The organism is Paenibacillus sp. FSL H7-0756 (assembly GCF_038006765.1).
Taxonomy (GTDB): Bacteria; Bacillota; Bacilli; order Paenibacillales; family Paenibacillaceae; genus Paenibacillus_AQ.
In genome coordinates, this window is record NZ_JBBOVT010000001.1 from 3,172,739 (window position 1) to 3,185,338 (window position 12,600).

Here is a 12,600-nt window from a genome sequence, read left to right on the forward strand (position 1 = left end):
TCAGGGGGAGAAGCTGAGAATTTTACAGGTTTCGGATAAGAAATTACAGGTTTGGGGCAGGCCGTGCGGAGAAGAGCACAGAATAGTGAATGAACTGTGTTTGATTTTGCATCCCCATCGGATCTGAAAAGGCTTACAATTTGAACTAAGGCCGGGTAAGCAAATGCACCGGTTATCGATAGACCATCAGAAGATAAAGGGGATACTTACATGAACTTGAAAAGATTCTACGGCATGACCCTGGCCACTGCGCTCTCTGTGAGCCTGCTGGCCGGATGCTCCGGCAATAACAATACGAAAGACGCTGCTGCCACGGCCGCACCCGCTTCGGGCAACGCTGCAACCGCTTCCTCCGAACCAAGCCAGGAGCCGGTAACACTGAAATGGGCGCTGTGGGACTGGGAAGCGACTGCCTACTACAAACCGCTGATCGATGCTTACAAGGCTGCACATCCGAACGTAACTATTGAGTATGTGGATCTTGGCTCCACCGACTATATGACCATGCTCAGCACACAGCTCTCGGGCGGGGCAGATCTGGACGTCCTGACGATCAAAGACATTCCGGGCTACTCAAACCTTGTGAAGCAGAATCACCTGGAGCCGCTGAAGACCTACATGGGTGACAAATCCATCGATCCTTCGGTGTATGGCGGTACGGTGGAGCAGATTGAAGTGAACGGCGAGGTGTATGCGCTTCCGTTCCGCAGTGACTTCTGGGTGATCTACTACAACAAAGCCTTGTTCGACAAAGCGGGCGTGGATTATCCGACCAACGATATGACCTTCGACCAATATGATGAGCTGGCCCGCAAGATGACCTCCGGCAGCGGCTCGGAAAAAGTATACGGCGCACACTACCACACCTGGCGCAGCGCGGTTCAACTGTTCGGCATTCTGGACGGCAAGAACACTGTGGTCGGCGGCAACTATGACTTCCTGAAGCCTACCTATGAGCGGATTCTGAAGGAGCAGGAAGATGGCATCGTTATGGATTACGCTACCCTGAAGACCTCCAGCACGCATTACTCCGGCGTATTCTACAACAACTCTGTTGCGATGATGAACATGGGCAGCTGGTTCATTGCCACCCAGATTGAGAAGGTGAAGAGCGGCGAATCCCAGTCGAAGGAATGGGGCATCGTGAAGTATCCTCATCCTGAAGGCGTAGAAGCCGGAACGACTCTGGGAACGATTACTTCCCTGGCCGTTAACCAGAAGTCTAAGCATAAGGAAGCTGCCCTTGATTTCATGAACTTCGTAACGGGTGCGGAAGGCGCCAAGGTGATCGCTTCTACCGGTACGATTCCTGCGATCAAGAATGACGAAGTTATCAATTCCATCACCTCCATCGACGGCTTCCCGTCAGACGAGAACAGTAAGGCTGCACTGAATACCGTTCAGACTTATCTGGAAATGCCGATTCATGAGAAGAGTGCGGACATTGAGGTTATTCTGAATGAAGCGCATGACAACATCATGACCAAGAATGCTACGATCGATGAAGGCTTGAAGGATATGAATGACCGGGTAGGGCAGCTTTTGAACAATTAAGGTGAACGTGTAACGTTAGTGTCCTGAAGGAAGGGCGGGCGGGGGCCCGCCTTCCATATAAATAGAGGACATCACGACACTCACATGAACAGGCTTCGAAATAATTCCCACTTTGCAGGGATGTTAGATAAGGTTTGGAGGAGAACGAATGCAGAACGAAACCATATTGCGTACAAATAAGAGCCCAAAAAGCCGGTTGTCGCGCGGACTCCGGGATAACCTGGTCGCGTATAGCTTTATTGCGCCGAACTTTATCGGATTTGCCCTGTTCACCCTGGTACCGATGATTTTTGCCTTTATTCTGGCGTTTGTGAAATGGGACGGGGCCAATCCGATGAAGTTCATCGGGCTGGACAACTTCTCCCGGCTGATCTCGGATACCACCTTCCACAAAGCCTTGTGGAACACGATTGTCTACACCATCGGTGTCGTGCCGCTGACCATGATCGTGGCGCTGGCGCTGGCGATTCTGCTCAATCAGAAGATTATGGGCCGTAATTTCATGAGAACGGTCTTCTTCTTCCCATATGTGGCTTCGCTGGTCGCGGTTGCTGCGGTATGGAACTTCATCTTCAGCCCGACCATGGGTCCGGTGAACAACATTCTGCATACGATTACTGGCATTCCGCTGGAGGACCTGCCCCGCTGGGCGGCGGATAAGCAGTGGGCGATGTTTACGGTAGTGCTTTTCACAGTGTGGAAAAATATGGGCTATTACATGGTCATCTATCTGGCCGGCCTCCAGGGGATTAACCCGGAGCTGTATGAGGCTGCTGAGCTGGACGGCGCAGGCCCGTGGAGAAGATTCCGTAACGTAACTGTGCCGCAGCTGGCACCAACCACCTTCTTTGTCCTGATGATTCTGGTCATCAACTCGTTCAAGGTCTACGATATCTTCATCAACCTGTTCGCCGGCGCGGATAACCAGCTCAACAATGCTACTCGGGTCATGGTCTATCAGATTTACAACACGGCGTTCCGCTCGCTTGATTACGGATATGCCAGTGCCATGGCGATTGTACTCTTTCTGCTGGTACTCGGCATTACCATCGTCCAGTTCCGCGGCGAGAAGAAATACGGACAATAGGGGGATCTATAAGATATGGTTGGTAAAAGTAAAGGACTTAAAATCAGCTTAATGGTGCTTGTATATGCCCTGTTAATTCTGACCGTGCTGGCGATGCTGGTGCCGTATATCTGGATGCTGTCGTCTTCGCTCAAGCTGAACAAGGATGTCTTCTCCTTCCCGATGCAGTGGATTCCGGCGAATCCGCGCTGGGAGAATTTCCAGGATATCTGGACCCGGATTCCGCTCGGGCGCTTCATCTACAATACAGCGAAATTATCCATAATTGTTACGATCCTGCAGCTGCTGACTTCCAGCTTCGCAGCGTATGCTTTCTCCAAGCTGCATTTTAGAGGCAAAAATGTGATCTTCTTGGGATACATCGCGACGATTGCGATTCCTTGGCAGGCTTACATGGTGCCGCAGTTCATTCTGATGCGCTATATGGGCTTGAACAATACCCACCTGGCCATCATTCTGCTGCAAGCCTTCTCGGCCTTCGGGGTGTTCATGATGCGCCAGTTTTATCAGGGCGTACCTGATGAATTATGTGAAGCCGCAAGAATCGACGGACTCAGCGAATACGGAATTTGGGCGAGAATTATGCTTCCGCTGTCCAAGCCTGCGCTGTCCACACTGACGATCTTCACTTTCGTCGCCACCTGGAATGATTTCCTCGGGCCAATGATTTATCTGACCGATACGAAGCTCAAAACCATTCAGATCGGCCTGCGGATGTTCATCTCACAGTATTCGGCGGAGTATGGCTTGATTATGGCAGCCAGTGTGGTGTCGATCATTCCGGTAGTGATTGTGTTCCTGGCGCTTCAGAAGTACTTTGTGCAGGGCGTTGCTGCTTCGGGAATTAAGGGGTAGCGGATTGAGGTTAGTTGAGTAACAGCCTGGCAGTTGCAGCTTTTGCAGTCTGCCAGGTATTTTTATACACGAGGAGATGAGATAGTGAATAGAAAGAACCGTGTTAAGAAAAGGCTATGCTCTGTGCTGTTATCGACTGCACTCGTAGCCGGAATGTTCCCTGCACTAGGGGTGCCTGCAGCCGCTGCGGCTGCCGCTGATCCGGTCTACGCAGCGGCTTATATGGGCGCGAAGTCGGCAGCAGGGACCACACTGCCAGCCAGCATCCGTATTGGAGAGCAGGCTGCGGCGGTGAGCTGGAATATCGGAGAAGACACCTTCGATGTGCCGTATGATACGGTATCAGTTACCGGTACCGCGAATGGCAGCCCGGTTACCGCAAGTGTGGAAGTCATTCCGCCGGCGGACAGTCCGCTGGTCTACTTCGTGGACAGCGGCAGAGGGGGCGATTCCTTTGGCAACGGACCGTCTGGCTCGCCGCTGTACGAAGCGGTCAGAGCATTGACTGGCACTGAACTGCTTAACCCGTCGCCGGACCAGAAGTATGTGGCGGGGACCACGGACTGGGGCTTTGATGATTCCATCCATAAAGTGAAAAATTCCAAGAACGGGAATCTGACCGATCCGGCCACTGATCCAAGTCTATGGGTCGTGGGGCTGCGGGCGGACCCGGCCAGCAATGACATTATCTATAAATTGAAAGCGCTTCAATCCGGGGTATATACCCTTAGCAGCGGTTTCTATGACTGGTACGGCACCCGTGACCGGGCCATTCAGCCCCGGCTGGAATATGTGAATACGGCAGGAGTCGCCCAGACGATCTCTTTTACACCGTTCAACACGAACAAGACGAAGTTCATCTCCGGCGAATTTACCGTTCCCGGAGATATTGACACCAGCAGTCCCATGACATTGACCTATGCCTATGTCAGCGGGGAGAAGCCGATCCTTAGCTGGTTCGCTGTTGCCAAGGGCGCGATTAAGCAGAAGTTAGACAATGCCCGCGAGACGGCTGCCTCCACGGTCAGAATTCAGCTGGACGGCAAGGACATCAAGGACGGTAATGTGAACGGGCTGACCTTCAAGGGGTTCGGCGTGCTGAGCGGCAACAGTACCAGCGCGCTGCTGATGGACTATAAGTCTGAGCAGCCGGAGGCTTATGCGCAGCTGCTCCAGATCCTGTTCGGGGGCGACCGCCCCTTAATCGACCATGTCAAAATCGAGATGGGCAATGACCGAAATAACTCTACCGGTCCCGACCCTTCAACGATGCGCACGGAGGATGAGGAGGCCAATGTAGCCCGGCATCCCGGCTTCCAGCTGGCGGCCGATGCGAAGGCCGTCAATCCGGCGGTTAAGGTGAGCTTCCTGCGCTGGAATGCTCCGGCGTGGGCGGACAATAACGACAAGATTTATACCTGGTATAAGAAGACTATTCTGGCCGCTTACCGCGAATACGGCTATATGGTGGATTATGTGAATCCTCATATCAATGAGCACGCGCCGGATCTGGCCTGGACGAAGGAGTACGGCGAGAGAGTCAAATCAGATACGTCAGACTTCAAGGATGAGCAGGAGAAGGAGCTGTATCACAGCATTAAGCTGGTGATTTCCGATGAAGTCGGCATCGGCTCCTTCGGCGATGCGCTGGTGAATGACCTGTCCCTGCGCGAAGCGGTAGCCGCTGCCGGGTATCATTACAACACCGATGACGACAGCAAGGGCAATTTCAAGCGGCTGGCGGATGAATTCGACAAGGAGATCTGGAATAGTGAAGCCCAGGCTACCTTCAGTAACTCGGCCTTCCGTCCGCACAATAATATGAAGGACCCTTCTAAGCCCGGGACGGGGATCGGCGGCACCGGCGGGCCGCTGGAGATGGGCAATACCATCATTAAGGGCTTTGTAAATTCGCGCCGGACGCATTTCATCTATCAGCCGGCGATCGGCTCCTTCTATGAAGGCGGGCAGTATTCGTTTAAGGAGCTGGTCAGCGCACGCGACCCGTGGTCGGGCTTCATTCATTATGATGCGGGACTGCTGGTTCTGAAGCATTTTAACGGGTTCGCCAAGACTGGTTGGGAGAACGAAGACAATACGGCAGGCATCTGGAGGGCGATTCCCCAGGCGAGCTACACCGGAGCAGCCGGCACCAACCCGGTAAGCGGGCGCAACGGGACTCCGAGCTATATGACCCTGGCTTCACCAGACAAACAGGATTTCTCGACGGTGATCATCAATGACAGCGAGACAGAGAAGATCTACAAGCTTCAGGCCGTCAACATGGCCTATACCGGTAATCCATCTCTGGAGATGTGGGAGACGCGCGGCGCGGAGACAGGTCAGGCTTTTAACAGCAATTATATGAAGTCTCTTGGGGATGTTCAGGCAGACGGCAGCGGTGTGTATACCATCCGTGTGAAGCCGTTCTCCATTGTCACTGTCACCACGCTGGATAACCGTAATAAGGAAGGGTTCAGCACACCGCTCCCGGTGGAGGGGGAACGCACCGTGCTGGATACCGATGCTACCGGGTCTGTGCAGAATACGGAGGATCAGATCCTGTACGGTGATGATTTCAATTATGGAGACCGGAGCGTTCCTGTGATCGGAGAGGGCGGACAGATTACCGGTGAGCAGAGCTATGTCAGCTCGCGCGGCGGCCCGTATAGCGTTATGCCGCGTTATACGCAGGACCTCAACGGTGCGTTCGAGGGCTATCTGATTGATGGTACGGATAACTATGTGCTGCGGCAGCAGCTGGACCAGACGACCACCGGAGTAGGCGGTGCCTGGAACGGCGGCGACCCGGTCACGGCCATCGGGGATTACCGCTGGACTAATTATAAGGCCAGCGCCGATGTGTCTTTTGAACAGAATAGCACTTATGGAGGCAATAATTACGCAGCGATTGGAGCCAGATACCAGGGCGGGCCGCAGACGATTAACGGCACCCCTTATGCGCTCAAGTTCTGGTTCGACGGCGGTTGGCAGCTGCTGTCCAGCGGGACTGTGGTGGCCAGCGGCAACGCAGCTACCGGCTCCGGCGGGGTGAAGATTCCTGATTTCAATACGGCACATGATGCGTGGCATAACATTGCTATTCAGGTGGCTGGGGATACGGTCACTGCCTACTTGGATCAGGTTGAGCTTGCCTCCTATACCGATCCGAATCCGAAGCTCTCAGGGCGCGTGCAGCTCGCCAGCGGCTTCTATCATACCCGCTTCGATAATCTGAAGGTGGAGAAGGTAGACGGATATACCCCTTACTATGCCGAGCAGCTGGATAATCTGGAGATGACGGATCTGGCAGAAGTCCCGGGGACGAAGCTGGTCTATGAAGGCGATTGGGCCCATGAGAATGGAAAAGGCATGTATGTCTATCAGCGTTCCCTCTCAACCAGCCAAGGGGCCGGTGCGGTGCTGAAGTATACTTTTACCGGTACGGGCCTTGATATTCTGGGGCCGAACGACGGCTCCGCCAAGCTGGAAGCTGTGGTAGACGGCGAGATGCTGGTAGTTTCAGGTACTGCGGGTGTTGCGAAGGAGCTGTACCAGACCTTCACACTCCGCGGACTGAAATACGGTGAGCATACCGTTCAGATCAAGGTGCATAGCGGAACCCTCGCTGTGGATTCCGTAGCCGTCATTGGCGGGGAAGGCGCAGGCAACCCGGATACAGCGGGGCTTCAGCAGGCGGTGAGTGCGGCGCTTACGGTCAGCAGGGAAGACAGTTACCCGAAGAAGGACTGGAAGATGTTCACGAATGCACTGGATACCGCCCAGGCAGCGCTGAATGATCCGGTTCTCTACCGGCTGGACCAGGAAGGGGCAACGCAGCTTGTAGAACGTCTGTCTTCCGCCCTGAATCTGCTGCTGCTGGGAGATGTAAGAGAGCTTGCATCCATTCCCGATAGGGCCTCCTATGCAGGGAAACTGCCGGAGCTTCCAGCCATGGTAGAGGCCACACTTGCAGACGGTACGACCACACAGGTGGCGGTGAAATGGAATCTCGATGCGGTCAGCTTCGATACTCCGTATGAACGGGTAGCGGTCACGGGCACCTATGGAAGCCTGAAGACCATTGCTTATGTGGAAGTGGTTCCTGAGGGACTGGTGTACTTCCTGGACATGGGTGTTACCGGGGATGGCGACACTCCGCCGTATTCAGCGGTCAAGGATCTTGCGAGCGACAGGCTGCTGAATGACAAGGCGGATCAATTGTCCACAGGAGATACGGTATGGGGACATACGAATACGGGCGCTAACTACAGTGTCAAAGGGCTGGGCGGTGATGTAGTCACCACCAATAAAGCCCAGACCGGCGTGTACAGCTCGAATACGAAGAATACGCCGCTGGTCTACAACCTGCCTCTGAGTGCAGGTAAATACACGATTACTTCTTATCATCTGGATTGGTGGAATAATGCCAGCCGGACCATGGATATTACACTTAGCTTTGTTGATGCCGGGGGCCAGACCGTGAGCGAGACGGTGAAGACCGGATTGGTTGCTGGCCTGGGCGGAGTGCTGGTTCAACATGATTTCACGCTGCCGGTCAGCGGTACGGTGAAATATTCGGTGAACAATACGTTCAGCCAGGCTTCGCTGATCAGCTATCTGGCTGTGGCGAAGGATATGGCCAGCGCGGCCAATGAACAGGCTGTACTTGAGGCGAAGAGTATCATTGAAGGAGCAGCTTACAGCGTCAAGCTGGCGCAAGCGATTAGTGAAGAGGCTGTCCGTACCTGGCTGGCGCAAACCATTAGCGGATTGCCGGGCTTCAGTGATACCGGGGTTACCCTTGGTGACATTACCATGTCTTCCTTCCAGGCAGCCACTGAGGAAGCTGAAGGCAGCTTCACCTTCTCGGTAACGCTGAGTAAGGGGGAAGCAAGAGCAGACAGCTCGGCCAGCGGAACAATCACGCTGCCGGAACCGGATACGGTACCGCCGGTTATTACGCTGACGGGTGATGCGGAAGTGAAGCTATCGTTGGGTGCGGAATACACCGATGCGGGAGCTACCGCTTATGACGATCAGGACAGGGACATCACGGACCGCATCGTGACCACCGTGACCAGTGATGTCTACAACTTGACGGAGCTGGATACGGCGCAAGCGGGTGAATATACCTTCCATTATAACGTCAGTGATACCGCCGGCAACGCAGCCGTAGAAGTGACAAGAACGGTGACGGTAAGCGAAGAGGAGCAGCCCCCGGTGGAGCAGCCAACTCCGACTCCGACGCCAACACCAGCGCCGGAACCGTCAGCCACACCTGCTCCAACGAATGAAACGGTATGGATACCGGCACCGGTTGTAACACCATCACCGAAGCCGGCGGTAACTCCGTCCCCTTCTCCACAGACGGAGAAGGTGCTTCACCAGGATGATTTCAAGGCTCCGACAGATGGAATCGTAACCGTTCAGCTTACGGACGCAATTGAATCCGTGCTGCTTCCGCAAGTAGTAACAGACATGACAGGTACGAATACCTTACGTCTTGCCTGGAATACGGTTGCAGTTGATCTAAGCCCGGACGCTCTTAAGAGCATCCTGAATACCATTGCTATAGATGGAGCTCAATCGGAGGGAGCCACCATCAGGCTATCTGCGGTGAAGTCAGACGCTGACAGCCTGCAGCAGCGGATGAATAATCTGGCTGTCAACGGAACTGTGCGGTTGACAACGGCAAGCGAGGTTATCAGCTTCAGCCTGGAGGTTGTAGCGGCGGACGGAAGCTCCGTACCGGTGACGGCGTTTGCCAAGCCGCTGACTGTGACCTTCATAGTAGATTCTAAGGCGAACCGTGACCTGCTTGGGGTCTACCATATCGCTGCCAGCGGAGCAGTGGAGTATGTGGGCGGTAAGCTGGTAGATAGTAATCGTAAGATTGCTGCTGATGTGCAGCATTTCAGCGAGTACGCTGTACTGGAGTATGATAAGAGCTTCACCGATGTCAGCAGCAGCCACTGGGCAAGTGCTGTCATTAAGTCCATGACTGCGAAGCATATTATCGAAGGGATGCCGGGTGACCGCTTCGATCCGCAGGGAGAGGTGACCAGAGCGCAATTCGCCGCGATGATTACCCGTGCGCTTGGCCTTAAGGCGGCAAGCCCAGCCACCTCGGCCTTCACGGATGTGGATGCCAAGGCCTGGTACGCTGACGCGGTTGCCGCTGTGAATGAAGCAGGCATTGTGCTTGGACGCAGCAAGGACGCTTTTGCTCCGAATGAACTTATTACCCGCGAGGAGATGGCGGTCATGATGGTCCGTGCGTATGCGATCCTGCCGGGAAGCGGGGCCAGTGCTAATCTGTCAGGAGGCCAGACGGTTGACATGGCATCCAGCCTGTTCAGCGATGCTGCCCTGATTCGTGATTGGGCGAAGAATGCAGCCGTTACCGCCGAACAGACAGGCCTGATCCGTGGGCGCGGCAATCAGCAATTCGCGCCGCAGGCGTCCATGACCCGTGCCGAGAGTGCGCAGGTTCTCGCTAACCTGCTGGGACATATGTAACTTCAACGAAGGATTTAAGTCAGAACAGAGCAGCGGTTCTCCGATATCCGGAGAACCGCTGCTCTGCGTATATTCAAGATCATGTATTAGGATTGATTGCTATAACCAATAACAATATTCTTGACAGTGAAGAGATCCATGAAGTTTGTGCCAAGAAATATACCAGGCAGGGCTGTGGCCGTCGCCAGATCAATCGGAGTTATCGAGGTCACTTCTCCTACATAGGCCGTGGAATCATCGAGGAACGCTAAATCACCGACATAATCAAGCTCAACTAAATGGGAGAAGCCTTCATTTAAATCAATAATTTGCACGCCACCCCTTGGAGAATCAGTAGGTTGAACGGTAATGCCAATGTAGGCTTGCGTCCGTGAAAGACGAATTTTATCCTGACCTTTGTAGCTGGAGAAATCCGCAAAACTCTTATAGGTGACGATTCCATTTTTATTAATGGCCAGATTATTAATGACTTTCAGATAGTTTTTGTCTGTACGCATGGTGCAGAATAATATTTGTTTGTCCGTGTAGATCCCGGATACCGTATTGTCCAGCAGACTTGACGTATTAGAGCGACCAATTGAATCATTGTCAAAATAGGTAAGCATACCATCAGGTCCAAACGTGACTTGGGTGTGCCCATCGGGACGAACGGTCAGAGGATTGCGGCTGCCGTCAAAGGTAAGCTCAATTCCATCTCCAACCGGATAAACACTATCATCCAGATAGGAAATGGCAAAAACATTACCATTATCATTATCTTTAGCTCTGCATGCAACAAAGACATAATTGCTATTTGGATGACCCGCAAAGGCAAAAGGGTAGCCACTTCCGCTAGGCAAATCCACTTGCTTAATAACCTCATCCTTGACGGAGTCAATAATTGTAACGGCCCTGTCACCAGAATGGGCTACATAGACTTTGTTCATTTTAGCAGCAGCGAAGATAGCAACAGGTGCGCTTTTGGCAGAGGGGCCGCCAATGTGAACCGTTTTGATTGTTTTAAAGCCATACGCATCAATGACAGTGATAAAATCCTGATCGATATTCACTACGTAAAGCTTATCCTCCTGGTAATTCAAGCACATAGGCCCGGGCTTTATGCCTACCGGAATTCGTTGGATGAGCTCGTTCTGTCTAGAATCAACGACAGCAACATAGCCCGCATTATAGCTGGTATCATAACTCACAAACACGTAAGGATTACCTGATGATCGTTTGCTTCTGCGGTTTGCCGTATTCGTATTCATTATGAAATCCCCTTTCATATGCTTCAAAAAAGAGCTGTCCTCAAGTCCGTTTCGACTTGAAGAGAGCTCGATTTTTATATTAAATGTGCATTACAAGGACTGATTGCTATAACCGGAGATAATGTTCTTCACGTTGACGCGGTCTGAGAGACTTGTGCCAATCGGAATAGCAGGAATGGGATTACTTGGATCTCCCAAATCAATTGGTTGAATCGAAGTCAGTTGTCCTACATAGGCAATGATGAAATCATAAAGTGCTAAATCACCGACATAAGGGAGCGGAACAAACCGTGAGCTAGCAGCGTTTACATCGTAAATTTGCAGACCGCCTGTCGGGAAAGTGGTGGGCTTTATGGTGATGCAAATAGTACTTTGATCACTTGAAACACGGATTTTATCCTGGCCTTTGTAACTGGGGATTTCTGTGAATTGATCATGGGTGATGTTTCCTTGCTGGTCCATGAACAGGTTGTTGAATTTTTTCAGATAGGCTCTATCTTCCCGCGAGGTGCAAAATAACATATTGTTATCCAGATAGATCCCGGATACCGTATTGTCCAGCATACTTGAAGTTTTGGACGGACCCATTGTAAGTGGTTCAAAATGAGTCAACATGCCCGTCGGCCCAAGTGTGACCAGCTCCACTCCGCCTGGGTACACGGTCAAGGGGTTGTGGGTCCCGTCAAATTCAAGCGGAGTATCATCCCCAACGGGATGGAGGGTATCATCGTCAACGGAAATGGCGACAACCTTGCCTTTATCATTATCTTTAGACTTACATGCAACAAAGACAAAGAGACTGTTCACCTTACCGGCAAAGGCAAAAGGGTAGCCGCTTCCGCTAGGCAAATTCACTTGTTTAATAACCGTATCTGTGACGGAGTCAATAATTGTAACGGCCCTGTCACCCGAATGGGCTACATAGACTTTGTTCACGTTAGCAGCAGCGAAGATAGCAACAGGAGCGCTAGAGGTGGACGAAGAGCCAATGTGAAGGGTTTTGATAACGTTAAAGTTATATGCATCAATGATAGTGACCGAATCATTGCCCGTATTTACTACATAAAGCTTATCCTCACTTGGATTCAAACACATAGGACCAGGGTTAAGGCCCACCGGAATCCGTTTGGTGACCTTATTGTATACAGGATCAATGACAGCGACGTAGCCAAAATAATAGGAAAGTTCATAACTCGCAAACACGTAAGGATTAATATTTGATGCTAGACTTCTTCTGTGGTTTGCTATTTTCGTATTCATAATTAAAAACCCCTTTCATGTGCTTCTGGCTCATGGACTCGCCGGGCCCGGCGGACGGACAACCGGATGGGCAGG

At 52.4% G+C, this 12,600-nt stretch carries 6 protein-coding genes; 4 read left to right on the plus strand and 2 right to left on the minus strand.

Translation table 11 applies throughout. The features are described 5' to 3' along the window. The first annotated feature begins 210 nt into the window (after window positions 1-210). From NST04_RS13815 to NST04_RS13830, 4 genes are all read left to right on the plus strand, one after another. Entirely contained in the window at window positions 211-1,554 is a 1,344-nt protein-coding gene (locus tag NST04_RS13815) for an ABC transporter substrate-binding protein (protein WP_341184711.1), read from the plus strand. Window positions 1,555-1,702: 148 nt separating this feature from the next. After that, entirely contained in the window at window positions 1,703-2,641 is a 939-nt protein-coding gene (locus NST04_RS13820) for a carbohydrate ABC transporter permease (protein ID WP_341184712.1), read from the plus strand. Window positions 2,642-2,656: 15 nt separating this feature from the next. Then, window positions 2,657-3,496: a carbohydrate ABC transporter permease gene (locus NST04_RS13825; RefSeq protein ID WP_051493958.1), complete on the plus strand. Its 840-nt coding sequence runs from the start codon at window positions 2,657-2,659 to the stop codon at window positions 3,494-3,496. An 84-nt stretch (window positions 3,497-3,580) separates the two neighbouring features. Continuing rightward, complete coding sequence (locus NST04_RS13830) at window positions 3,581-10,018, plus strand: S-layer homology domain-containing protein (protein WP_341184713.1); 6,438 nt, start codon at window positions 3,581-3,583, stop codon at window positions 10,016-10,018. A gap of 86 nt (window positions 10,019-10,104) precedes the next feature. Here the strand turns inward: NST04_RS13830 and NST04_RS13835 are convergent, their stop codons facing one another. Both NST04_RS13835 and NST04_RS13840 read right to left on the minus strand, forming a co-directional pair. Next, window positions 10,105-11,265, minus strand: a complete 1,161-nt coding sequence (locus NST04_RS13835; RefSeq protein ID WP_341184714.1) for a YncE family protein — start codon at window positions 11,263-11,265, stop codon at window positions 10,105-10,107. Between the two features lie 90 nt (window positions 11,266-11,355). Next, a complete protein-coding gene (locus tag NST04_RS13840; protein WP_341184715.1) occupies window positions 11,356-12,525 on the minus strand; it encodes a YncE family protein in 1,170 nt (389 codons plus the stop codon). Window positions 12,526-12,600 lie beyond the last annotated feature (75 nt).

Excerpts from the sequence above, each read along its gene's own strand:
- NST04_RS13815 (WP_341184711.1), top strand. The coding sequence starts at position 211 with ATGAACTTGAAAAGATTCTACGGCATGACCCTGGCCACTGCGCTCTCT.
- NST04_RS13820 (WP_341184712.1), top strand. The coding sequence starts at position 1,703 with ATGCAGAACGAAACCATATTGCGTACAAATAAGAGCCCAAAAAGCCGG.
- NST04_RS13825 (WP_051493958.1), top strand. The coding sequence starts at position 2,657 with ATGGTTGGTAAAAGTAAAGGACTTAAAATCAGCTTAATGGTGCTTGTA.
- NST04_RS13835 (WP_341184714.1), bottom strand. The coding sequence starts at position 11,265 with ATGAATACGAATACGGCAAACCGCAGAAGCAAACGATCATCAGGTAAT.
- NST04_RS13840 (WP_341184715.1), bottom strand. The coding sequence starts at position 12,525 with ATGAATACGAAAATAGCAAACCACAGAAGAAGTCTAGCATCAAATATT.